The organism is Streptomyces koelreuteriae (assembly GCF_018604545.1).
GTDB lineage: Bacteria > Actinomycetota > Actinomycetes > Streptomycetales > Streptomycetaceae > Streptomyces > Streptomyces koelreuteriae.
Window position 1 is genome coordinate 3,108,928 of record NZ_CP075896.1, and the last position, 24,023, is coordinate 3,132,950.

The window sequence follows — 24,023 nt, forward strand, 5'->3', positions numbered from 1 at the left end:
CCGGTCGCCGGGTCACACCAGCCGTCGCGCCGTGGCCCACCTGGTCAGCTCGTGCCGGTTGGAGAGCTGGAGCTTGCGCAGGACCGCCGAGACATGCGACTCGACCGTCTTCACGGAGATGAACAGCTGCTTGGCTATCTCCTTGTACGCGTACCCCCGGGCGATGAGCCGCAGCACCTCGCGCTCGCGCTGCGTCAGCCGGTCCAGGTCCTCGTCGACCGGGGGAGCGTCCGTGGAGGCGAAGGCGTCGAGGACGAACCCGGCCAGCCGCGGGGAGAACACCGCGTCGCCCTCCTGGACGCGGAAGACGGAGTCGACGAGGTCCGTGCCGGTGATCGTCTTGGTGACATACCCGCGGGCCCCGCCGCGGATCACGCCGATCACGTCCTCCGCCGCGTCCGACACGGACAGCGCGAGGAAGCGGACCGGCTGCTCGGGGTCGGCCATCAAGGGGGCGCAGCGGCGCAGTACCTCCACCCCGCCACCGCCCGGGAGATGCACGTCGAGGAGAACCACCTCGGGCCGGGTCGCGGTGATGACCGTGACCGCCTGGTCGACGTCCGCGGCCTCGCCGACGACCTCGACACCGGTCTGCTCGGTCTGCCCGATCTCGGCCTGGACCCCCGTACGGAACATGCGGTGGTCGTCGACGAGGACCACGCGCACCCGACGCCCGCCGGTGCCGCCGCCCGGCTCCCCGGGCCCGGCCGCCTCCGCCGCTCCCCCTGTACCGTTCGCCTCGGTCGGGTCGCTCATGACGTCTTCTCCGCCCTCTCCATCTCCAGCTCGACCTCCGTGCCGCCGTCCGGCACCGCGCGCAGCCGCGCCGTGCCGCCGTGGCGCTCCATGCGGCCGATGATCGATTCTCTGACACCCATGCGGTCGGCGGGTATCGAGTCGAGGTCGAAGCCGGGGCCGCGATCCCGGACGGACACGAAGACCGTCTTCCCCTCGACCTCGGCGTAGACCTGTACGGCTCCGCCCTCGCCACCGTACTTGGCGGCGTTCACCATCGCTTCCCGCGCGGCCTGCATCTGTGCGCCGGTCCCCTCGTCGAGCGGGCAGTCCCCCACCACCACGACTTCGATGGGCACGCCGTGCTTGTCCTCCACCTCGGCTGCGTTGCGCCGCACGGCGTCGGCGAGGGTGGTGGGTTCGTCGGCCTCGTCCTTGCCGGTGCCCTCGGGCTTGTAGAGCCAGGTGCGCAGGTCCCGCTCTTGGGCGCGGGCGAGGCGGCGCACCTCGCCCGCGTTCTCCGCGTTGCGCTGGATCAGGGTGAGGGTGTGCAGCACCGAGTCGTGGACATGGGCGGCGACCTCCGCGCGCTCCTGGGCGCGGATGCGCATCAGGCGCTCCTCGGAGAGGTCCTGCGTCATACGCACCAGATAGGGCCCGGCGAGAAGCGTGATCCCGACGAGGACCGCGAGGGCCGCCTGCAGGACGGAGCCGAGGTGGGCGGCGGAGCCCTGCAGGACGAAGATGCCGGAGACACCGGCCGTCACCAGCAGCACCCCGCCCACCGCGCGCAGCAGCGTGACCGTGCGCCGGCGACGGCCGACCTCGACCCAGCGGGCGCGGCGGGCGTTGTCCGCCTGCCGCCAGACCAGGGCGACGCCCGCGCCGACGAGCACCGCCGGCCACAGGTACACCCGGGCCCCGCCGCTGAGGTTCACATTGCCCACGAACACCAGGGCCACGGCGACCATGAGCAGCAGGGCCACTATCTGGCCCTTGTCGGGTTTGCGGGCGACAAGCCTGCGGCGGCCGTCGGCCGAGGCCTCCGCGGCGGCCGGCGGCTTCTGCGCGTCGACTCCGCCGACGCCGAGCGGGACGAAGAACCAGAACGCGGCGTACAGCAGCGCACCGAGGCCGTCGGCCATGAACAGGCCGACGAACACGAGCCGCACCCAGACGACGGGCAGCCCGAGATGCCCGGCGAGCCCTCGCGCCACGCCACCGAGCCAGCGTCCGTCACTGCTGCGGTAGAGCTTGCGCGGCGGCCGCGGTTCGGCGAGTGGCGCTGCTGCGGCTTCCGACATGCCATTGATGGTCACACGGCCGCAGGGCAGGAGCATCAGGGTCGACCCCGGAGACTCCCCTGATCTCCGAACCCCGGCCCGTCGAACGCTTCCCGAGCCGTTCCTCAGGGCCGATATCAGGGTCCGGCCAGGGTCGTTCCGACTGCCGCGGCGGCGTCGCGCCCGTCACCATGGACTCATGACCGATCACGAGCACGCCGCGACGGGTCCGGGACCCGGCTCCGGCCCGCGCCCCGCACCGGGCGCCGGGCCGCAGGACGCCGCGCCCACGGGCTCCCCCGCGCAGGGGCGTGCGGGCGCGGGAGAACAGGGAGGAGCTCCCGACACGGCCGACGCGACCGGCGCGACCGGCCCTGCCGGGGAAACGGCCCCTCCCGGCGAGCCCGGCCAGCCCGGCCCTGCCGACGCGCCCGGCCCTCCCCGGGCGTTCCGCCGCGACCGCCGCCACAAGACCCTGGCCGGCGTCTGCTCCGGGCTCGGGCGGCAGTGCGACATGGACCCGGTGATCTTCCGCATCACGCTCGCGGTGCTCTCCGTGACCGGCGGCATCGGTCTGCTCTTCTACGGCTTCGTCTGGCTCCTCGTCCCGTACGAGGACGAGGAAGAGAACGAGGTGCGCAAGCTGCTGACCGGCCGGGTCGACGGCCAGGCCCTGACGGCCGTGCTGTTCGCGCTGGTCGGCTGCGGAGTGTTCCTGACCCTGCTGAACAACGGCGGAGTGCTGACCTTCGCCTTCGTCCTGTCCATACTCCTGGCCGGCTCCGGATTCTGGTCACGCCAGCGCGGCGCCCCCAGCCCCGACCCGCTGGCCGCCCAAGCCGTGGCCGACGCCCCACCCGAACCCCAGGCGCCGCCGGTCTTCGTCACCGCCCCCTCCTGGTGGCGCGACCCCATCGTCAAGGACGGCACCCACATCGGCGGCACGGGCTATCTGTGGGGCCCCCGCGACGCCCGCGACCCGGATGTCGCGGCAGCCATCAACATCGGGCGCGGCACCCGGGCCGGCGGCCGCGAGGACATACCCGTCCCGCGCACCCGGCCTCCCGAGCCGCGCGGCCCCCGCTGGATCGGCGGCTGGGTCTTCCTGCTGGCCCTGCTCGCAGGCGCCCTGGGCACCGACCTGACCTGGGAAACGCACCCGCTGGGCACCAGCCTGCAGACGGGCCTGGCCTGCGCGCTCGCCGTCCTGGGCCTGGGCATAGCCGTCAGCGCCTTCCTGGGGCGGACAGGGGCGGGCTCGATCCTGCTGGCGGTCATCACGGCCGGGCTGCTCGCCGGGTCGGCGGCCCTGCCCAAGGACATCGGCACCCAGTGGGCCCGCACGACCTGGCGGCCCGCCTCGGTGGCAGACGTACGGGAGCAGTACGAACTGGGCACCGGCGTCGGCACCCTCGACCTGACCGGGCTGGACATGGCCGGGAGACAGACCGTGACGACCAGCGCCGACGTGGGCATCGGCCGGGTGAAGGTGCTCGTGCCCGAGGACGTGACCGTGCGGCTGAGCGTCGACGTGGGGCTCGGCGACCTCCAGTTGCCGGGCGACGACACGAAGGACGTGGATGTGAAACCGGGCCAGCAGAAGGAGATCACCCTCTCCCCCGCCAAGGGTGTCGAGAGGTCCGGCACCATCGACCTGGACCTCCAGGTCGGCATGGGACAGGTGGAGGTGACCCGTGCTGCGTCATGAGCCCCGGCCCGGAACGCTGGTCGCCGGTGTCGTTCTCGTCCTGACGGGCGTCCTGTACGCCGGTGATGCGGGCGGCGCCTGGGAGATCCCGTGGTTCCTGGCGATCCCCCTTGTCACGGGCGGACTGTGCCTGGCCGGCGCGGTGGCGTTCCTGACGGGCCGCCTGCGCCGGCGCCGCACGACGGGCCGGACCGCCACCGACTAGCCACCGACGCCCCGGGCTTCCGGACGCCTCGGGCTCCGGGCTCTGGGCTGCGGCCCCCGGCCCCCGGCTATCGGCTATCGGTACTCCCGCCTCTGCCGTCGTCGCGACCTCAGGGCCGCGTCCACGGACAGCAGGGGGGCGCCCGCCAGGACGAGGGGTGTCCAGGCCATGAGGTAGGCGAGGTCGTTGCCGTAGTAGTAGGGATCGGAGGCCCAGCTCACGGTCAGCCACAGGCTGAGGGAGATCAGCGCGCCGCCGAGTGCGGCCAGACGGGCGAGCACGCCGAGCAGGGTGCCGATGCCGACGGCCAGTTCGCCGAAGGCGATGGCGTAGCCAAAGCCGACCGGGCTCTTCAGGGAGAGGTCGACCAGGGCGGGAATGGCGGAGGAGTCGCGGACGGCGCGCATCATGTCGCCGATCGACCCGGCGCCGGAGTCCTTCATGAAGGCGCTGTCGGTGAGTTTGTCCAGGCCGGCGTAGATGAAGGTGACGCCGAGGAAGATGCGCAGAGGAAGGAGGGCGTAGCGGCCGAGGGTGTCCCGCCAACCTCCGTCACCGCGGTAGTGGGGGCCGTTCGTGTCCGTACGCATACTGTGAGTCATCGCTGCAAGCCGCCTCTCGCCGCCGGTGCCGAGACCCCCTCAACAGACCATACGTACGACAAACAGACCGCGCTCAACCCTGTCTGTCCCCAATTGTTGCCCGTTGTTGCCCGACCGCCGGAGCCGGCGGGCAGCCGTCACTCCGTCACATCAACGGCGTACCGGTTCGTCTCCACGCCCGCCGCCGTGACCACCTGCACGTCCACCCGCCCCGGTTCGACATCCGCCGGCACCGGCACCGTCAGCAGGGTGTCCGCCGGGTTGCTGAAGCCGCCGGGTACCGGTACCAGGGGCACGTGGACGTGCACGGCACCCACCCGGACGACCATCCGGGCCAGCCGGTCGGCACCCTGCGCGCCCGGCGGCACGAAGCCGGCGCCCCGGATCTCGATGTCGTCGCCCGTGCGGATCGGCCCGTCGAGGTCGCCCGCCTCCCGGGCCCGGACCACGGAGAGGATGACCGGCCGGCCGCCCTCGGCGTACTTGCCGGCCAGATAGGTCGCGGCCGACACCAGGACCACCACCGCGAGACCCCACGGCAGGTCCGGCAACTGGTCCGGGCGCCTGGCCAGCCGCACCGCCGCGAAGACCAGGGCGACAGCGCTGATGACGACGTACTGGATGTCGGCGAAGGTGCCCCGGCCCGCGTCGTCGGTCAGCAGGTCGGCGGCGCGCGGCCGGTCGGCGCGCACCTTCTGCAGCCGTTGTCCCAGGACCCGCAGCCCGACCACCCGCCGTACGAGCACGGCGATCCCGCACACCACGGCGAGCACGGTCACGACCCCGGCGCCGCGGGCGAGTTCCAGCCCGGAGATCAGCGCGTCCCGCTCCGGGTGCCGGGAGGCGGCAGCCAGCCGCCCCACCAGGACGAGCACCGCGTAGGCCACGAACAGCACCCACGCGGCGGCGACCGTGCGGGAGGTCGACAGGCGGTTGTCCTCGCCGATCACAGGGGCCAGCGCACCGCCCTTCGACCGGTGGAACCAGGACGCCGCGGTCACCCCCGCGGCCACCACCAGCGCCGCGGCCAGCCCGGCCGTACGCGCCGCCGTCCAGCCCGCGCCGACCGCGGTGAGGCACTGGCCGAGCAGCAACAGCACGACGGCCGCCCACACCACACCCGCCGTGCGGCGCCACAGTCCCGTCAGCCAGGCGTGGCCCTCGGCCCGGCCGCGCTCGGCGACGAGTTCCGCGGACTGCGCAAGTTCCTCCGAGACCCAACTGCGGGATGCCGTGGCGGAGTGGGCCACCGCGGCCGGCAGCCCCTGCCCGGCCGCGAACTCGTCGCATCTGCGCAGGAACGCGGCGACGGCCCGCCGGTGCCCCTCACGCGCCCCGTGCGGGCAGTCCCCGCAGGCGCACCCGCCTTCGTGAGCGGTGCCGTGAGCACCACCCAGAGCAGTGCCGTGAGTACTCCCATAGGCACTGCCGTGTCCACTCGCGTACCGGCCCGCATACGCTCCCGCGTCCGCGTACCCACCCGCGTCCGCGCCGCCCTGCCCCGTCTCGCGCACCGCCACGTCCGACGCCCGCCTTCCCGCGACCCAACCACCGTCGGCCTTCCGGACCCCGGAAGACCGCTGTACAACTCCCCTGCGACGACAGCGAATTGTCCCCTACACCAGGCGGTTCACGTCCGCTCGGTCTGGTCAACACGGGTGAATTTCAGCGGGCCGTGTTGACCTGGCTGGGAGAATTCCCCTATGGCCGAGATCATCCAGCGTGACGGGACCTGGGCCTTCGACGGCGAAACGGTCCGGATCACGCCCGGTCTGCACCGCTCCGTACCGCTGTTCCGGCAGACGTACGGGGAGATCGCCGTGCCGCTCGAGGCGGTCTCGAGTGTCGCCCTCGAACCCGAACGCAGGCGCGGACGGCTGCGGTTGCGGCTGCGGGAGGGCGCGGACCCCCTGCTCCAGGCGACGGGCGGGCGGCTGCCGGAGGTGGCCGATCCGTACCGGCTGACGGTGGACGCGGACCGGACGGGGGTCGCCGAGTACGTCGCCGAGGAGATCCGCCGCGCGCTGCTCCTGGACCGGATCCCGAAGGCACCGGTGAAGGCCTATCTGCTGCCGGGACCGCCGGTCCCGGTGTCGGTCCGTTCGTCCGACGGGACGGTCTCCTTCGACGGCAGCCGGGTACGGATCGACTGGGCCGACACCTCCGAGCGGGTCAAACGCGCCACCGGCCCGCGCATCATCACCCTGGGTGAGCTGGTCCGGGTCGAGTGGCTGCCGAACTCCGGCCACGAGGACGGCCTCCTGCGCTTCGTGACCCGCGAGACGGTGGTCTCGAAACTGCCGCCGGAGAAGGATCCGTACGCCCTGGACCTGTGGGGCAGCCCCCGCCGCGATCTGCTCACGGCACTCGTCGCCACGGCGGTCACGGCCCGGCTGCCCCACCCGTCCACCGAAGCCGCGCACGACATGTCCGCCCACTGTCCGCCCGCCTCCGAGCACCACGACGAGCACCATGACAAGCACCACGACGTACTGCTGCGCCGCCTGCGCGAACTGGGCCGGTTGCACCGGGACGGGGTGCTCACGGACGAGGAGTTCTCGAGGACGAAAGCAGTGGTGCTCCGCGGCTTCTGACACCAGCGGCACGCCCCACAGCCACAGCCGCAGCCACGACCGCCTAACTCAGCAGATCCGGCTCACTCCGGCTGACGTCCTGCCACATCGGCTGGTAGTTGATCCACGCCACCAGGTCGCCGCCCAACTGCTCCCGCGTCGCCACCGCCATCCGGTGGTCGATGCGGACCGGCCGCCCGGCCGCCTGCGCCGTGAGCTGCACCTGGCAGGACCGTTCCATCGACACGAACCACCAGGCCGCCGCGTCCACCGAGTCGCCGACGGTCAGCAGGCCGTGGTTGCGCAGCACAAGTGCCTTGCGGGAGCCGAGCGCGGTCGCGATGCGCCGGCCCTCCTCGGCGTCGACGGAGACCCCGGTGTAGGCGTCGTAGAGGACGTGGTCCTCGTAGAACGCGCAGCTCTCCTGGGTGATCGGCTCCAGCAGTTCGCCGAGGGCCGCGAGCGCCCGGCCGTGCACCGAGTGGCAGTGGGCGACGGCGACCACGTCGGGGCGGGCCGCGTGCACCTGGGCGTGCACGGTGAACGCGGCCTGGTTGACGTGGTAGCGGCCCTCGACGACCTGGCCGTCCTGGTTGGCGAGCACCAGGTCGCTCACGGTGACGTGCCGGAAGGGCAGCCCGAACGGGTTGACCCAGAAGCAGTCGGTGTACTCCGGGTCGCGGGCGGTGATGTGCCCGGACACACCGTCCTCGAAGCCGAGCCGCCCGAAGATCCTCAGGGCGCCCGCGAGCCGTTCCTTGCGGTGCAGTCGTTCGTCCTCGACCGACTCGTGCATGGGCGGCATCGCGAACCGCAGCCGGTCGGTGGGCAGCGGCAGGGGCGGGGTGGGCCCGTGCATAGGTCCTCCAGCGCTGTTTCTTCGTACGGGGCGGAAGCTACCGCCGGTGGGGCCGGGATGAACAGAACCGTTTCGTAAAGATGAAACGAGCGCCCCTGAAAGCACCCCATGCGCACCCTTTCGCCCCCGGTCTCCCCTGGGGGCCGTCTAGTGGATCTCCGCAGCGTCGCGACGCCCGGCACGCCCGCTCGCCGCACGGCGCGAATGGCCAGGTGGCTCCGCCACATGACCCTCCGCACCGCACGCCGATCGCACGCACGGAACGCCGCTCCTTCTCCTGCGGAGATCCACTAGACGGCCCCTACCCCACGAATAGCCGACAGAAGATGTCGGATTTCGGCGCCACACTCTCCGTATGACAGCGAACTGGGCGGCTTTCGCCACCGTCGAACCGGACCTGGCCGACACGGTCGAGAAGCGCTTCGGCGCCTATACCCACCACGTCCTCGCCACCCTCCGCAAGGACGGTTCGCCCCGCACCAGCGGCCTGGAGGTGCGGTTCCTGAACGGTGAGCTGTGGCTCGGCATGATGCCGGACTCGGTGAAGGCACTGGACCTGCGCCGCGACCCGCGCTTCGCGCTCCAGGCGAACACCGGGGAGGGCACGCGCATGGGCGGCGGCGACGTCCGGATCAGCGGCCGGGCGATCGAGGTCGACGATGCGCAGACCAAGGCCGGATACGTCGAAGAGGTGGAACCGCCGGAGCCGTTCCACCTCTTCCGCACCGAGCTGACGGAGGTCGTGCGGACCTACGTCGAGGACGACACGTACCTCGTCGTCCAGGTCTGGACGCCCGGCAATCCCCTGCGCACCGTCAAGCGCACCTAGGGGTCACTCCCACTCGATCGTCCCCGGCGGCTTCGACGTCACGTCGAGGACGACGCGGTTGACGTCGCGCACCTCGTTGGTGATCCGGGTCGAGATCTTCGCCAGGACGTCGTACGGCAGACGCGACCAGTCGGCCGTCATGGCGTCCTCGGAGGAGACGGGACGCAGCACGATCGGGTGGCCGTACGTACGGCCGTCGCCCTGGACGCCGACGCTGCGGACGTCCGCGAGCAGGACCACCGGGCACTGCCAGATGTCCCGGTCGAGGCCGGCCGCCGTGAGCTCCTCGCGGGCGATGGCGTCGGCCTCGCGCAGCAGGTCCAGGCGCTCCTTGCTGACCGCGCCGACGATACGGATGCCCAGGCCCGGGCCGGGGAAGGGCTGGCGCTGGACGATCTCGTCCGGCAGGCCGAGCTCCTGGCCGACCATCCGGACCTCGTCCTTGAACAGCTGGCGCAGCGGCTCGATCAGCTTGAACTCGAGGTCCTCGGGCAGACCGCCCACATTGTGGTGGGACTTGATGTTGGCGGTGCCGGTGCCGCCGCCGGACTCGACCACGTCCGGGTAGAGGGTGCCCTGGACGAGGAACTCCACGGCCGGGCCCTGGTCGGCGATGATCTCGGCCTGGGCCTGCTCGAAGACCCGGATGAACTCGCGGCCGATGATCTTCCGCTTCTCCTCGGGGTCGGAGACCCCGGCGAGCGCCTTGAGGAACCGCTCCTCGGCGTCCACGACCTTCAGCTGGACGCCGGTCGCGGCGACGAAGTCCTTCTCGACCTGCTCGGTCTCGCCCTTGCGCATCAGGCCGTGGTCAACGTACACGCAGGTCAGCTGGGAGCCGATGGCCTTCTGGACGAGGGCGGCGGCGACGGCGGAGTCCACGCCGCCGGACAGCCCGCAGATGGCGCGCCGGTCACCGACCTGCTCGCGGATCGCGGCGACCTGCTCCTCGATCACGTTGCCGGTGGTCCAGTTCGGCGTGAGGCCCGCGCCCCGGTACAGGAAGTGCTCCAGCACCTGCTGCCCGTGCGTGGAGTGCATCACCTCGGGGTGGTACTGGACGCCGTAGAGCTTCTTCTCGTCGTTCTCGAAGGCGGCCACGGGCACGACGTCCGTGGAGGCCGTGACGGAGAAGCCCTCGGGGGCGGCGGAGCAGGCGTCGCCGTGCGACATCCAGACGGCCTGCTCGACGGGGGTGCCCTCGAAGAGGGTGGAGGACGCCTTGGAGACGTGCAGATCGGTGCGGCCGTACTCGCGGGCTCCGGTGTTGTCGACGGTGCCGCCGAGGGTGCGCGCCATCAGCTGGAAGCCGTAGCACATGCCGAAGACGGGGACGCCGGCCTCGAAGATCGCGCGGTCGAGGCTCGGGGCGCCCTCCTCGTAGACCGACGAGGGGCCGCCGGAGAGGATGATCGCCGCGGGGTTCTTGGCGAGGATCTCCTGGACCGGCATGGTGCTCGGCACGATCTCGCTGTAGACCCGCGCCTCGCGGACACGACGGGCGATGAGCTGGGCGTACTGCGCGCCGAAGTCGACGACCAGGACGGTGTCGGGGGCGTTGGCAGCGGGAGTCGCTGATGACACGGGGTGCCTTCCGGCGGTGGGGCGGGGGTCTTGTGCCACCCGATTCTACCGAGGTGCTCGTGGGCAGCGTCCCGCGCACGGACGGTCCGGGCTCCGGCAGCCGTGTCTCACCATGCGAACCCGCTTGGACGCCGCGCCGGCCCAGGGCATACTGAGCGCCATGCTCACGCACCAGACCTTCCGCTTTACCTATGGCATCCGGCCCGCCGGCTGCCATGGTCGTGCTGCTTGAGCAACTGACAAGCGACTTCCCAGGCGCCCCGGGCCGACAAGGCCCGGGGCGTCTGTCGTCGTCCGGGCCTTGCCGCTCCGGGGCACCCCAGACGACGAGGAGCCCCTCCCATGACCGTTCCCACCACCACCGGCGACGTGACCGGCGCCCGCACCCCCGAGGCCGCCGAGGTGATCACCGGCGCGCGTGAGCGGATCGACGCGCTCGACGACCGGATCATCGGCCTGATCCAGGAACGGGTGGCGGTATCGGCCGTCATCCAGGAGGCGCGGATCACCTCCGGGGGCCGGCGCGTGAACCTCTCCCGCGAGATGGAGGTGCTCGGCCACTACAGGGACGCGCTGGGCAAGCCGGGCACGGCCCTGGCGATGACCCTGCTGGAGCTGTGCCGGGGCAGGATCTGAGTCCGGCGGAGGAATCCGCGTTCCCGGGACAGACGTACGCACCCCTCTCACCCGTCCGGCGCGTGACCGGCCCCGGGCCCCCTCGTTGGTCTCGTTGTCCGTGCCAGCCAGGGGCGGGCCCGAAAGAACCACGCGTGGCTCACTGGAGCGATGAGACGTACGGATCGTGCCGTGCGTCGTGGGACCTCGCTCCAGGGAAGTGACCGGACGGCAGGGGACAGCAGCCCGGTCACCCAAGAGAACGGACGGCTCCGGGGACGCCCGGGGCCGCCCGGCGGACATGGCCAAGACTCGAGACCAGCGGCGCAACCCCCCGGCGCCGCTTCCAGGCACCGGCGCTGCCCTGACGTCGGTGCTGACGAGAAGAAGGGCCCTGCGGCTCCACCCCGCGGGGCCCTTCGCTCATGCTTTCGTGACCGCGTTTCGTGACCGCGTTTCGTGGCTGACCTGTTGTGACTGCCTGCTCAGGTGCGGGTCACGGTCCCGCAGGGGGCACCGTCGTCGAGGACCTTGCTCCGGTCGTACGGGTCCGTCGTCGGACCGGTGGGGTCGGTGCCCTTGTCCCGGTTCGACGGGAACTCCGGGTGCAGATAGCCGTCGTGGACGTCACAGGCGGAGTTGCCGACCTCCTCGTCGTACTCCCGGACGGTCAGCCGGCCCTCGGTGACCCGGTAGCGGGTGGGGTCGGCGAGTTCGACGTCGAGGACCCTGCGCACGATCGTGCGGGTGACCTCGGTCGAACCGTCGGCGCGCATGACGGGGTAGACGAAGGTGTAGTCGGCGCGCACCGCGACCCCCGCGTGCGAGCCCTTCTCGAACGTCATGCGCCCGCGCGTCTTGATCACGTCGCCGACCGGACGTATCTCGTCGGGGTCGAAACGGCTGAACATCGTCAGCGGGTCGTGTTTGTCGCTCGGGGAGCGCAGGGCGGTGTTCAGATTGTCGAGGAGGCCCGGCTGCTTGGGGTCGAGCACATCGAGCGCCGCCTCGGGACGCTCGCCGCGTACCGTCGCCGGGTCGAGGTTGGCGGCGACCAGCAGCTTCTTCGTCAGCTTCAGCGCCTGTTCCACACGGTCCTTGGAAACCGCGCCGACGGCCTTCGCCTCGGGCAGGACGATGCCGGCCTCGCCGTCGGCCCACCTCAGCGCCGGGGAACCGGCGAAGGGCTTGTCCAGGGTGGGGGTTTCGGGGTCCGACGCCCCGGGCGCGCTGGTGGGCGCCGCCGTCTCGGCGGGCAGGGACGAGGCCTCGCCGGCCCCGGACTCACCCGTACCGAAAGGGTCACCGGGCAGCAGCGACGGCTTCAGGGCCACCACGGCCACGGTGACGGCGACCGCCACCCCGAGAACGGTCCACAGCGTGCGGCGGCGGCCCGCCCGGCGGTTCGACTCCGGCGGTACGGGGCCGGTACGCCACCCCGGGGGCACCTCGCCCCGCTCCTCCTGCAGGCGCAACCGCTCGGTGACCATGCGCGCCCGCGCGGAGGGTTCCTTCGGGGCGGAGCCGCGGATGTCCCGTTCGGTGTCGCGGGTGAACTGTTCCCAGACGTCGTCGGGGATATCGGAGGCCGACGGATGACCGTCGGACGGCTTGTCAGACACGAGGATCAGTTCTAGGCGTTCGGCAAGCGCCTTCACAAGAAGGTCATGGGCGTGACTCAGGCCACATAAAAATTCTGTGAATGCCAGCGCAACCATTCACAGGTTTCACGGATCAAACCTGCAGAACCACGGGCACTCCCGCGCCCCACACGCGGAGGCCTCACCAACGTTCGTACCGCGCCCTGCGGTACGCCGGACTCTCCGAGGTCTTCATGAAGCTTCGCCGCGCCATGGCAGCAGCGGCCGCTACGGCGGTCATAGCCCCGGTGGCACTGCTCGCGGCACCGGCCGCGTACGCGACCGACGAAACGACGCCGACTCCGAGCACCTCCGTGAGCGAGTCGGCGACCGAGAGCAGCAGCCCCTCGCCGTCGGCGAGTGAGTCCACGCCCGAGACGACGCCGACTCCGAGCGCGTCCGCGAGCGAGTCCGCTCCTCAGACGTCCACCTCGCCGAGCGCCTCCGCGAGCGAGTCCTCCCCGGCGCCCACCGAGTCCGAGCCCGAGGAGTCGGAGTCCCCCGACCCCGAGCCCTCGATCTGCAAGGACACCACGGTCGACGTCGGCATCAGCGGCCTGCCCGGCAAGATCTCGGCGGGCAGCGGCTGGCACAAGTTCTCGCTGAACGTGCTCAACAACTCCGACTCCACGCTGAACGACCTCGACTTCTACGCCGGTGCCTCCGCCGACAAGGCCGGCACGAACCTGTTCTCCAGCAAGCAGGTCCAGCTCCAGGCCTGGGACCCGGACGACAAGATCTGGGTCGACCTCAATGAGGACGGCCTCGCGGTCGGCTACGTCGGCTACACCGACGAGCTGAAGCCCGACTACGAGGTCAACATCCCGCTGCGCCTCAACGTCAGCAAGTCCGCCCCGGTCGGCGCCGGCTTCTCGCTCGGCGCGACGATCTACAGCGACGACGACGCCGAATGCGTGGGCGTCGGTGAGGTCTCCTACAAGTTCCAGATCGTCTCCGCCGGTACGGACACCGGTGGCACCAAGCCGCAGGAAGGCGGCAAGGCGCCCGTCACCGACAAGAAGCCGAGCGGCACCACGCCGCAGGTCACCGGCAGCCTCGCCGAGACCGGCTCCAGCTCCGCCCTGCCGATGATCAGCCTCGTCGGCGGTGCCGCGGTCGTCGCCGGTGCCGGTGCGATCTTCGTGGTGCGTCGCCGCAAGGCCGGTGCGCAGGCGTAGGACGCCAGAGCTTGACGCAAGACGGAAGAGGGACCTGCGCTCGGAGGGGGGCGCAGGTCCCTCTTCTCTGCGTCGGCCGTGTCGGCTTCGGCTACTTCTTCGGCGGCACCGACGGCACGCCCAGGAACGGCAGCCGCAGCGCGCCGAACGCGTCCGCCGGGACCGCCGGGGACTTGGGCTCGACAGGCTGGAGACGTTCGTAGGCCGCGCCCTGCTTCGGGCGGAGGTCGGGCTCGCCCTTGTTGGGCCAGTACGACATCGCCCGCTCGGCCTGGGCGGTGATGGTGAGGGACGGGTTGACGCCCAGGTTGGCGGAGACCGCGGCGCCGTCGACCACCGAGATGCCGGAGTGGCCGTAGAGGCGGTGGTACGGGTCGATGACGCCGGTCTCGCGGGAGGCGCCGATGGGGCAGCCGCCCAGGAAGTGGGCGGTGAGCGGGGTGCCCATCAGTTCGCCGACGTTCGAGCCCGCGAAGCCGTTGATCTCGGCGGCCAGGGCCGAGGCGCTCTCCGTGGCGGCCTTGATCTGCTTGGGGTTGGGGGCGCCGTGGCCCTGGCGTGCGGTGAGCAGGCCGCGGCCGGCGCCCGACGGTTTCAGATACGTCGTCAGGGAGTTGTCCAGCGACTGCATCACCAGGCCGATGATGGTCCGCTCCGACCAGCGGCGGTTGGACAGGGAACGCAGCACCAGCAAGGGGTGTTTCGCCGCGTGGGCGAGGAAGCCCAGGACCCGCGAGGAGCCCGAGCCGTGGCCGGCGTAGGGGACCTGGAGGATGGACAGGCCGCCCATCGAGTTGGAGCCCTTGCCGTAGCGGACCGGCTCGATGTGGGTGTTCTCGTCCGGGTGGATCGAGGACGTGATGGCCACGCCCCGCGTGAAGTCGGCCTTCCGGGCGCCGTGCACCTTGCGGTAGCGCCGGTCGTCGGTCTGGGCGCCGACCAGCGCCTCGGAGTTGGTACGGGTCAGCTCGCCCAGCTTGTCGGAGACGTACGGCAGCTGGCCGCCCGCCTTCATGCGGTGCAGCAGGGTCTGCGTGCCGTAGGTGCCGGCGGCGAGGACGACCTTGCGGGCCGTGTAGGTGCGGCCCTTCGCCTTGCGACGGTCGTCGGTGGGGAGCGTGGCGACGGCGTACCCGCCGCGCGAGTCGTCGGTGACCGAGACGACCGTCGTCAGGGGGTGGACGACGGCACCGGCCTTCTCGGCCAGGTGCAGATAGTTCTCGTTGAGGGTGTTCTTCGCGCCGTGGCGGCAGCCGGTCATGCACTCGCCGCACTCCGCGCAGGCCTTGCGGGCCGGGCCCGCGCCGCCGAAGTACGGGTCGGGCACCTCCTGGCCCGGCTTCGCCTTCGCCGTGCCGTCGGCGTCCTCGCCGTCGCCGAAGAAGACGCCGACCGGGGCGAGATGGAAGGAGTCGCCGCAGCCCATGCGCTCCGCGGCGGCCTTCAGATGCACGTCGGACGGGGTCATGGTCGGGTTGAGCCGCACGCCCAGCATGCGCCGGGCCTGGTCGTAGAACGGCTTCAGCTCGTCCTGCCAGTCCGTGATGTCCCGCCACTGCGGGTCCTCGAAGAACGGCTTCGGCGGGACGTAGAGGGTGTTGGCGTAGTTGAGGGAACCGCCGCCGACGCCCGCGCCCGCCAGGACCATGACGTTGCCCAGCAGATGGATGCGCTGGATGCCGTACATGCCGAGTTTCGGCGCCCAGAGGTAGTTCTTGAGGTCCCAGGAGTTCTTGGGGAGGGACTCGCGGGTGAAGCGGCGGCCTGCTTCCAGGACGCCGACCTTGTAGCCCTTCTCGGTGAGGCGCAGGGCGGTCACGGAGCCGCCGAAGCCGGAGCCTACGACGATGACGTCGTAGTCGTGAACGTCCTGAGGCACGTGGTCTCCTCGCTGAATCACCGGAACCGGAACGCCTTCATCAGGCGGAGGCTCCTGCTCATGAACTGGGCGTACTTCTCGTCGTCCATGCCCAGGGACGGGGCCATCGGGAGGACCCTCTGGTGGGCGACCGTCTGGGCCTCGGTGTACTTGAGGATGCCCTCGGAGCCGTGGCGGCGGCCGAGGCCGGAGTCCTTCATGCCGCCCATGGGCGACTGGACGCTGCCGTACGCGGGGGCGTAGCCCTCGTTGATGTTGACCGTGCCGGTGCGCAGCCGGGCGGCGACCTCCTGGCCGCGTCGGCCGTTCTTCGTCCAGACCGAGGAGTTCAGGCCGTACGCCGTGGCGTTGGCGCGCTCGATGACCTCGTCCTCGTCCTTGAAGCGGTAGATCGAGACGACCGGGCCGAAGGTCTCCTCGGCGCAGACGGACATCTCCGTTTCGACGCCGTCGAGGATCGTGGGCTCGAAGAAGTACGGGCCGATGTCCGGGCGGGCCGTCCCGCCGGCGAGGACCTTCGCGCCCTTGGCGACCGCTTCCTCCACATGGCGCGTGACGGTCTCCAGCTGGCGTTCGCCGACCAGGGAGCCCATGTCGGCGCCGTACGCCAGCGACGTGCCCAGGCGCATCGCCCTCGTACGGGCGGCGAAGCGCTCCAGGAAGGCGTCCGCGACCGACTCGTGGACGTACAGCCGCTCGATGGAGATGCAGAGCTGCCCGGCGGAGGAGAAGCAGGCGCGGACGGCGCCGGCGGCGGCCTTCTCGATGTCGGCGTCCTCCAGCACCAGCATGGCGTTCTTGCCGCCGAGTTCGAGGGAGACGCCGACCAGCCGGGCGGCGGCGCCCCGGGCGACCTCGCGGCCGGTGCGGGTGGAGCCGGTGAAGGAGACGTAGTCGGCGTGCTTGACGACCTCGGGGCCGACGACCGGGCCGTCGCCGAGGACGACCTGGAAGACGTCGGCGGGCAGGCCGGCCTCGATGAGCAGGTCACGGGCCCACAGGGCGGTGAGGCAGGTCTCCGTGTCCGGCTTCATGACGACCGCGTTGCCCGCCACGAAGGCCGGGATCGCGTCGCCGACCGACAGCTCCAGGGGGTAGTTCCAGGGGGCGATCTGGCCGATCACACCGCGCGGGTGGCGCAGTTCGGTGACCTTGGTGAGGGTCGGCATGGCACCGGCGTGCCGCTTGGGCCGGAGGTAGGCGGGGGCCTTGCGGCCGTAGTGCCGGGCGGCGACCGCGACGGCCTGGACCTCCTCGTGGGCGTGCAGCCGTGCCTTGCCGGTCTCCAGCTGGATCAGGTCGAGCACCTCGGCCTGGCGCTCCAGCACCAGGTCGTGGAAGCGGAGCAGGACGGCGGCGCGCTGCCGTACGGGCGTCTGTTCCCACACGGCCTGGGCGGTGCGGGCCAGTTCGAAGGCCCTCGCCACGTCCTCGGGCGTCGACTCGGGGAGTTCGGCCAGCTTCTCCCCGGTGAACGGCGTGTGGTTGGCGGTGCGACCTGAACCGACCACGCCCTTGGTGAGCTGGGCGACCAGCTCCGGGGTGACCACGTCGGCGGCCGTGCGGGCGCCCTCCGGGGCGGGGGCGAGGGGGTTCGTGCCGGTCTGTGCCGTGCCGGTCTTCTCCGGGGCGTGCGCGTCCGTCATGAGCCGCAGGGTATGCCCCGGCGGAGGCTTTGGGTACCCGTCGGTAATACGGCTTCACCGAGTACACACACGACGCCAGTGGCTGCTGGCAACAAACACCCTGATCAGGGCGTTGTGCGGTGGCAGTCGGGGTGATTCGGCCTTTTACGATCCCGTGCCAGGCCCGAGCCCGAGCCGGTCCCGGGCGCCCTCGAACACCGAGGTGCCTTCCTGCTCCTCGGCCGTGCCTCGGGGCATGTCGACGCGCAGTTCGTACATGCGGTCCTCGCCGGTGCGGATCAGCACGCGCGTGAGCCGCCTCGGGCCCTCGTCCGTCTGGTAGGGGGTGTCGGCTAGGGCGGCGTCGTGGCCCTGGACGCTGGTGCGGGTGTAGCGGGTGTCCCCCGGGACGACGGGTTCCTCGCGGGCCTGGTCCATGGGGGAACCCGGGGCCCGGTCCCAGAGGAGAAGGCGGACCTGGACGGTGCCGCCCCGTTCGTCGCCGTAGAGCACGGTGCGGGGCTGGTCGGTCGCGCTGCCGGTCCGGTCGAGTTCGCGGTAGGGGCGCGGGAGATGGAGGACGGCCGCGAGGTCCGGCTCGTGGTGCGGGGTCCAGGTGTCCGCCGTGTCGGCGGTCTGTTCGGCGCTCTCGGCGGTACTGGTGCCGTCGAGGTGGGTGGCTGCGCCTATGCCGCCGGCGAGCAGTGCGCTGAGGAGGGCGAGGGGGGCGGGGCGGAGGAGGCTCTGGCGCTTCGGGGGTGCGTCGTGCCGCTCGGCGGGGCCGGCCTCCGGCGGTTCGGCGGTCTCTTCAAGCCTCGGCGTCTCCTGCGTGAACTCCGGTATGGGCTCGGCCGCCGTCGGCCCCGCCACCGCTTCCAGTTCCTTCGCGACCTCTTCGGCGTCCGGCCGCCCGTCGGGGTCGTGAGCAAGCAGCCGGACGATCAGCGGCCCGAGCGGTCCGGCCCGCTCCGGCTCGGCCCGCTCCGACTCGGGCGGCTCGGGCGCCTCGGGCGCCTCGGCGGCGAGGATCGCGGCGCGAGTCACCTCCGGCGTGGCGCGGCGGAACGGAGGCGAGCCCTCCACGGCGGTGTACAGCAGGGCCCCCAGGGACCACAGGTCGGACGCGGGCCCGGCGATACGGCCGGACAGCCGCTCGGGGGCGACGAACTCCCCGGCGGCCTCGAGGAATTCCTTGCCCCCCGCCTGGTCGATGCCGAAGTCGGTGAGAACGACGCGCCGCTCGGGGCCGAGCAGCACATTGGCGGGTTTCACGTCCCGGTGCACGATGCCGACGGAGTGCGCGGCGCGCAGGGCACCGAGGACGGCCAGGCCGATCCGGGCCGCTTCGACCGCGTCGACGGGTCCGCGCCGGAGCGTCTCGTCCAGGGACTCGCCCCGGACCGACTCCATGACGATCCAGGGGAGTCCGTCGAGCACCTCGGCCCCGTCGAGCTCGTCGGGGCCGGTGGGACCCGAGCGCTCCTCCGGCCGCTCCGCCTCCACGACCACGTCGTGGATGGTGACGGCGGCGGGATGGTCGACGCGGGCGGCGGCCCGGGCCTCGCGGTGAAGCCGGTGGGCCGCGCGCCGGTGGCTCTCGTCCCGCGGGCCGCCCGGCAACCGGGGCTGTCTGACGGCGACTTCACGCTGCACGAGCTCGTCGCGGGCCCGCCAGACGGTGCCCGTCCCGCCGGAGCCGATGGGCTCGATCAGCCGGTAGCGCCCGCCGATCAGCCGGCCCTGGGCGCCCGTCCCGCCCCCGTCGTTGCTCATGCCCCATCAGTACCGTGCGGGGCGGGCGGTTGTCGACGCGGGTCATTTCCAGGGGTGTTGGAGGGGCGTGTTCAGGTCCCGTCGATGTCCAGGTTCGCGATCGCCGTGCTCGCCACCTCACGTCCGCGGTCGGTGAAGTCGCCCTTGCCCGGGTAGCTGACGGTGAGCTTGTACATGTCGCCGCCGGGGGTCCGGTAGTAGAACATGCGGAGTTCGCGGGGGCGGGGGTTCTCGCTGTCGTCGGTGTCGTAGCCGACGGTGTTCTCGGCGGCCTTCTTGTCTCTGTACGTCGTCACCCTGGGGTTCGTCCTCGGATTCTGAGGCATGTCCAGGTCGTAGCTGCCGCTCTCCTTGAACCGGCTGTCGTCGTCGTACATCTCGGCGGCCGCGGAGCCCGCGATGTTGCTGCCGGTGTCCTCCGCCTTCCTGTCGAGGGTCAGGCCGATCCAGACGCTGCCGCTCCAGTCCGTGTACGTGACCCAGTGCCCCTGGTCCTTCTCCGGGTCGGGCACGGTCCGCCGGTACTCGTCGGGGACGGCCAGCGACACGGCGAGGCCCTTCTCCCGCTTGGTCTGCCAGCCGTCGGGCAGCGGCCCGGCGAACGGGTCCGCGATGATCAGGCCCGCCGTCACCGCCGCGACGACGACGGCCACGCCGAGTCCGGTCCACGCCCCGCGGCCGAGCCGGACACCCCGGCCGCCGTCGCCCTGGCCGGTGACCGGGACGGTCTGGGTGGGCTGGGCGGCGGGCGGGTTCGCGGCCGCCTCCAGCCGGGCGCGCACCTGTGCGGCGTTCGGGCGGCGGGCGGGATCCTTGTGCAGCAGGCCCGTGATGACCTCGGCGAGCGGGCCCGGGGCGGAGGCGGGCGGCGCGGGCGTGGCGTTGAGGACGGACTGGAGCGTGGCGGGGGTGTTGCTGCGGCGGAACGGCGAGACGCCCTCGGTCGCCGCGTACAGCACCACGCCCAGGGACCACAGGTCGCTGGCCGGGCCCGGGCGCTGGCCCAGCACCCGCTCCGGCGCGATGTACTCGGGCGAGCCGACGAAGCCGCCGGTGTCCGTCAGGTTGGTCTCGCCCTCGATCTGGGCGATGCCGAAGTCCGTGAGGACGACCCGGTCGTAGCGGCCGAGCAGCACGTTGTCCGGTTTCACATCGCGGTGCAGGACGCCCGCCGCGTGCGCGGCCTCCAGCGCGCCGAGCACCTCCAGGCCGATCCGGGCGGCCTCGCGCGCGGACAGGGTGCCCTCCTGGAGGGCGTCGCCCAGCGACCGGCCCCGCACCAGCTCCATCACGATCCACGGCTGGTCGTCCACGACCGCCACATCGTGGACGTCGACCACCGCCGGGTGGTCGAGCCGGGCCGCTGCACGTGCCTCACGGCGCATCCGCTCGAAGGCGTTGGCACGTTCGCGTTCGGGAAGATGATCCGGGACGCGGGGCTCCTTGACGGCGACCTCCCGGTCCACCGTCTCGTCCTGGGCCCGCCACACCGTGCCCATGCCACCGTGCCCGAGCTTGGCGATCAGCCGGTAGCGCCCGGCGATGAGACGCCCGGCACCGGGATCCTCGGCCGTCTCCGTCGCCGCCGGCACCGCGCTCTCCGACTGGGGCGGCACGACCTGGGTGGGCGTCGCATAGGGGTTGCCAGGAACCGGCGCCGGCGCCGACGCAGGCGGACTGGGCGGTTGCAGAACAAAACTTGTCGGCTCGTCGGCCCCGGATCTGGATCCCCCGCTGCTGCTCATGAGGTCATCCATATCGCGCCAAGCGCTTACGTATCCACCAATGCCGCGAACCGGTCACAGACCCGTGACCCGGCCCGGGGCTTATCTCCCGTTTGTGCCGGTAGGGGAGCTGGCGGGAGTGGTCGTGGGGGCGGGGGCGCTCGGGGAGGAGGGCCGGGTCGTGGGCGTCCCGGGAGCCGAACTCGTCGGCGTGGGGCCTCCTCCCGGCTCACCGCCCTCGTCCATGAGCAGCGCCGCCGCGGACACCCCGGCCCCGGCCATCGCGGCGACCAGCAGCGCGGCCACGAGCACCCGCCGGGTGGGCTGCCGCATCAGCTGTTCGGCGAGCCGGCCCGGGGCGGGCATGCCCGCCGGCGGCGCGAACGGCTGCCGGCCCGCGCTGTCCTGAGGTGCCTTGCGCGACCGGCCGCGCGGCGCGTCCCGGACCGTCGGCACATACCCGGGCGGCGGCACCTCCGGCGTCCGGCCCGTCTCGCGAAAGGCCCGCAGCATCCGCTCCGCCCGGTCCGCGTCCAGCCGCCGGTCCGGATCGCGTTCGAGCAGGCCCTGTACGACGGGCAGGAGCGGCCCGGCCTGCGCGGGTGGCCGGATCTCGGCGGCGACGACCGCGTGCAGGATGCCGCCCAGGGAGTCGCGGCGGAACGGCGACTCGCCGCTGAGGGCCGCGCACAGCAGCGCGCCCAGCGACCACAGGTCGGACTCGGGCCCGGTCCTGGCCCCCGACATCCGCTCGGGCGCGGTGTACTCGGGCGAGCCGACGAAGGAGTTGTTCTCGGTGAGGGTGGGGGTTCCGGCGACCTGGGCGATGCCGAAGTCGGTCAGGAGGACGCGGTCGGTTCCGGTCTCCAGCAGCACGTTGTCCGGCTTGAGGTCGCGGTGCAGCACACCGGCCGCGTGCGCGGCGCTCAGCGCGCCGAGCAGGGCGATGCCGATGCGGGCCGCTTCGGAGGCGTCGACCGGGCCACGGTGGGCGAGCCGGTCGGCGAGCGAGCCGCCCTCGATCAGCTCCATGACGATGTACGGGCGTTCGTCGTCCTCGACGACGTCATGCACGACGATGATGTGCGGATGGCTGAGCTGGGCGACGGCCCGGGCCTCGCGCAGCGTACGGTCCCGCTGCCGACGCGCCTCCGCCGCGGAGAGCGTCTCGTCGTAGGGGAGCTCCTTGACGGCCACGCCCCGGCCGAGAAGCTGGTCGGTCGCCCGCCACACCACGCCCATGCCACCGCGCCCGAGTCTCTCCTCGAACCGGTAGCGGCCCGCGATGACACGCGTGTTGTGCCCCTCGGTCCCCATGCGGCAATCATGCCCCACCGGACGGACCGGCTCCGGGGCGGCGCTCGCGGGTGGCCGAAACAGACGGCCCGTGTCAGAAGGGCTCGGTGCGAACGGGCCCGCGCGTCAGGAGGTCTTCTCCTGCCAGCCCTGGAGCAGCGAGGTGAACTGCTTGCGCGCCTTCGCCCAGTCCGCCGCCGGCGAGGACATGTAGAGCGCGTACTCGGTGCCGTCGCGGGCGACGTACGTCTCCTCGATGGCGCGGCGCGGCCCGGGGAACGGGGTGTCCTTCGCGCGCGCGGTCCAGGTGTACTCCCACAGGGCGCCTTCGCGGTCGCGGTAGACGTTCCGCTCCAGGGTGACCCGCTTGTAGTCGTAGAGCCGCTGGAGCTGCTGCTCCAGATCGAGCTGGTGTGCGTACGGGTCGGCGAAGTCCGGGGAGGTGTCGATGGCGATCCGGACGAAGTGCCGTCCGCCGTCGGGCGTGTAGTCGATCTGCTTGAGCTCGCCCTGCTCGCTGAAGGGCTTGCGCTTCCAGCCCTTGGGCAGGGAGAGGCTGAAACCCGCGGGGTCGTCGTGGCGGACCCAGCTGTCGGGAACCGATCCGCCGGGCTGCTGGGTGTTCGTGGGATCCGCGGAGGCGGAGGCGCCGCCCGGCGTCTGCCGGTCCTCGTTCCACTGCTGCAGCACCACCGCGGTGCCCCCGCCGATGATGGCCGCGAGCGCGACGACGAGGGCGAGCGTGCGCAGCCGACGGCGCCGGCCCGAACCCGAACTCGGCTGCTGCGGGCCCGTCGCCGTCGGACCGACCGTGGTGGGACCGGTCGTCGGATGGCCGACGACGGGGGTCCCGGACGTCGGCGTCCCGGGGACGGGGGTGCCGGTGGCGGGGGTTCCGGCCAGCGGCGGGAGCGGCGTGCGGGTGTGCGACCCGGAGCCGGTGACGGAGGGACCCGCACGCAGGCCCTGGCCGGTCGTGCCCACGCCCATGCCCGTGCCCGCCGTGCCCGTGCCGCTGTGGGCGTCCCGGTACGGCGTCCCCCCGTACTGCGTCGGGACGTACGCCTGCGCCCCGCTCGGCTGCCGTCCCTCCGCCGCCTCGGCGAGCATCTGCTCGGCCTCGGACGCGTCGGGGCGGGTGGCCGGATCCTTGCGCAGGAGGGCGGTGATGACGGGCCCGAGCGGACCGGCGTGCTGCGGCTGGGCGGCCTCTTCCTCGACCACCGCCTGCATGGTGGTCAGCGGGGTGGTGCGGCGGAACGGCGACCGGCCCTCCACCGCGGTGTAGAGCGTCGCGGCCAGCGCCCACAGGTCGGAGGACGGACCCGGGTCGTGGCCGCGCACCCGCTCGGGCGCCAGGTAGTCGACGGAGCCGACGACCTCGCCGGTCCGTGTGATGGTCGTGTCGCCCTCGATCTGGGCGATGCCGAAGTCGGTGAGCAGGACCCGTCCGTCGCGGCCGAGGAGGACATTGCCCGGCTTGACGTCGCGGTGCAGAACACCGGCGGTGTGCGCGGCGCGCAGGGCCCGCAGCACCCAGAGGCCGACGCGTGCCGCCTCCCGCGGCTCGACGCGCCCCTCCTCCTTGACCGCGTCGGCCAGCGAGCGGCCCTCGACCAGCTCCATCACGATCCACGGGCGGCCGTCGTGCTCCAGCACGTCATGCACCGTGACGACCGCCGAGTGGTTGATCCGGGCGGCGGCCCGCGCCTCCGCCCGGGTGCGCGCCAGGAGAATGGCCTGTTCGCTCTCGGAGACGTAGAGGGCTGCCGTCAACTCCTTGATGGCGACGGACCGGTGCAGCACCTCGTCATGGGCGCGCCACACCCGGCCCATGCCGCCGCTGCCGATGGAGTCGGCGAGCCGGTAGCGGCCCGCGACGAGCTGGCCCTGCATCTGATTCACGTTGCCCCGC

Annotated in this window: 19 protein-coding genes; 6 read left to right on the forward strand and 13 right to left on the reverse strand. The window is 72.2% G+C overall.

The window, feature by feature from the left end; genetic code table 11:
- Positions 1–12: 12 nt before the first annotated feature.
- Both KJK29_RS13650 and KJK29_RS13655 read right to left on the reverse strand, forming a co-directional pair.
- Complete coding sequence (locus KJK29_RS13650; RefSeq protein ID WP_215119305.1) at positions 13–756, reverse strand: LuxR C-terminal-related transcriptional regulator; 744 nt, start codon at positions 754–756, stop codon at positions 13–15.
- On the reverse strand, positions 753–2,039 hold the full coding sequence (locus tag KJK29_RS13655; RefSeq protein WP_215119306.1) for an ATP-binding protein: 1,287 nt from the start codon (positions 2,037–2,039) through the stop codon (positions 753–755). The genes KJK29_RS13650 and KJK29_RS13655 overlap by 4 nt, the downstream gene beginning before the upstream one ends.
- A gap of 178 nt (positions 2,040–2,217) precedes the next feature.
- Between KJK29_RS13655 and KJK29_RS13660 the strand changes: the two genes are divergently transcribed.
- Together KJK29_RS13660 and KJK29_RS13665 are read left to right on the forward strand one after the other, a co-directional pair.
- Complete coding sequence (locus tag KJK29_RS13660; protein WP_215119307.1) at positions 2,218–3,726, forward strand: PspC domain-containing protein; 1,509 nt, start codon at positions 2,218–2,220, stop codon at positions 3,724–3,726.
- The gene (locus KJK29_RS13665) at positions 3,713–3,931 is read left to right on the forward strand and encodes a hypothetical protein (RefSeq protein WP_215119308.1); all 219 of its coding nucleotides are present in this window, start codon (positions 3,713–3,715) and stop codon (positions 3,929–3,931) included. Before KJK29_RS13660 ends, KJK29_RS13665 begins: the two co-directional genes overlap by 14 nt.
- Positions 3,932–4,005: 74 nt before the next feature.
- On the opposite strand, the gene KJK29_RS13670 is transcribed toward KJK29_RS13665, so the two are convergent.
- Positions 4,006–4,533 carry a DoxX family protein gene (locus tag KJK29_RS13670; RefSeq protein ID WP_215119310.1) on the reverse strand — a complete coding sequence of 176 codons (528 nt, stop codon included), beginning with the start codon at positions 4,531–4,533 and terminating at the stop codon, positions 4,006–4,008.
- Between the two features lie 137 nt (positions 4,534–4,670).
- A complete protein-coding gene (locus KJK29_RS13675) occupies positions 4,671–5,930 on the reverse strand; it encodes a hypothetical protein (RefSeq protein ID WP_215124267.1) in 1,260 nt (419 codons plus the stop codon).
- A 306-nt stretch (positions 5,931–6,236) separates the two neighbouring features.
- On the opposite strand from KJK29_RS13675, the gene KJK29_RS13680 reads away from it, so the two are divergent.
- The gene (locus tag KJK29_RS13680; RefSeq protein ID WP_215119312.1) at positions 6,237–7,127 is read left to right on the forward strand and encodes a DUF4429 domain-containing protein; all 891 of its coding nucleotides are present in this window, start codon (positions 6,237–6,239) and stop codon (positions 7,125–7,127) included.
- A gap of 43 nt (positions 7,128–7,170) precedes the next feature.
- On the opposite strand, the gene KJK29_RS13685 is transcribed toward KJK29_RS13680, so the two are convergent.
- A complete protein-coding gene (locus KJK29_RS13685) occupies positions 7,171–7,965 on the reverse strand; it encodes a class II aldolase/adducin family protein (protein ID WP_215119313.1) in 795 nt (264 codons plus the stop codon).
- Positions 7,966–8,320: 355 nt separating this feature from the next.
- On the opposite strand from KJK29_RS13685, the gene KJK29_RS13690 reads away from it, so the two are divergent.
- A complete protein-coding gene (locus KJK29_RS13690; RefSeq protein WP_215119315.1) occupies positions 8,321–8,794 on the forward strand; it encodes a pyridoxamine 5'-phosphate oxidase family protein in 474 nt (157 codons plus the stop codon).
- A 3-nt stretch (positions 8,795–8,797) separates the two neighbouring features.
- Here KJK29_RS13690 and guaA read toward each other — a convergent pair whose 3' ends face one another.
- The gene (gene guaA, locus KJK29_RS13695) at positions 8,798–10,378 is read right to left on the reverse strand and encodes a glutamine-hydrolyzing GMP synthase (RefSeq protein WP_215119316.1); all 1,581 of its coding nucleotides are present in this window, start codon (positions 10,376–10,378) and stop codon (positions 8,798–8,800) included.
- Between the two features lie 342 nt (positions 10,379–10,720).
- Here guaA and KJK29_RS13700 point away from each other — a divergent pair, with 342 nt between their 5' ends.
- Positions 10,721–11,014 carry a chorismate mutase gene (locus tag KJK29_RS13700; protein ID WP_215119318.1) on the forward strand — a complete coding sequence of 98 codons (294 nt, stop codon included), beginning with the start codon at positions 10,721–10,723 and terminating at the stop codon, positions 11,012–11,014.
- 464 nt (positions 11,015–11,478) lie between these two features.
- Here the strand turns inward: KJK29_RS13700 and KJK29_RS13705 are convergent, their stop codons facing one another.
- A complete protein-coding gene (locus KJK29_RS13705) occupies positions 11,479–12,615 on the reverse strand; it encodes a hypothetical protein (protein WP_215119320.1) in 1,137 nt (378 codons plus the stop codon).
- Between the two features lie 212 nt (positions 12,616–12,827).
- Between KJK29_RS13705 and KJK29_RS13710 the strand changes: the two genes are divergently transcribed.
- Positions 12,828–13,811 (forward strand): LAETG motif-containing sortase-dependent surface protein, encoded by a 984-nt coding sequence (locus KJK29_RS13710; protein ID WP_215119322.1) that lies wholly within the window; start codon positions 12,828–12,830, stop codon positions 13,809–13,811.
- Positions 13,812–13,902: 91 nt separating this feature from the next.
- Here KJK29_RS13710 and KJK29_RS13715 read toward each other — a convergent pair whose 3' ends face one another.
- From KJK29_RS13715 to KJK29_RS13740, 6 genes are all read right to left on the reverse strand, one after another.
- A complete protein-coding gene (locus tag KJK29_RS13715) occupies positions 13,903–15,690 on the reverse strand; it encodes a GMC family oxidoreductase N-terminal domain-containing protein (protein WP_215119323.1) in 1,788 nt (595 codons plus the stop codon).
- 17 nt (positions 15,691–15,707) lie between these two features.
- Positions 15,708–17,336, reverse strand: a complete 1,629-nt coding sequence (locus KJK29_RS13720; RefSeq protein ID WP_215119325.1) for a succinic semialdehyde dehydrogenase — start codon at positions 17,334–17,336, stop codon at positions 15,708–15,710.
- A 144-nt stretch (positions 17,337–17,480) separates the two neighbouring features.
- Positions 17,481–19,088 (reverse strand): serine/threonine-protein kinase, encoded by a 1,608-nt coding sequence (locus tag KJK29_RS13725; protein WP_215119327.1) that lies wholly within the window; start codon positions 19,086–19,088, stop codon positions 17,481–17,483.
- A gap of 71 nt (positions 19,089–19,159) precedes the next feature.
- On the reverse strand, positions 19,160–20,833 hold the full coding sequence (locus KJK29_RS13730) for a serine/threonine-protein kinase (protein ID WP_215119329.1): 1,674 nt from the start codon (positions 20,831–20,833) through the stop codon (positions 19,160–19,162).
- Positions 20,834–20,914: 81 nt separating this feature from the next.
- Positions 20,915–22,129 (reverse strand): serine/threonine-protein kinase, encoded by a 1,215-nt coding sequence (locus KJK29_RS13735; RefSeq protein ID WP_215119334.1) that lies wholly within the window; start codon positions 22,127–22,129, stop codon positions 20,915–20,917.
- Between the two features lie 105 nt (positions 22,130–22,234).
- On the reverse strand, positions 22,235–24,004 hold the full coding sequence (locus tag KJK29_RS13740) for a serine/threonine-protein kinase (RefSeq protein WP_215119336.1): 1,770 nt from the start codon (positions 24,002–24,004) through the stop codon (positions 22,235–22,237).
- Positions 24,005–24,023: the final 19 nt, after the last annotated feature.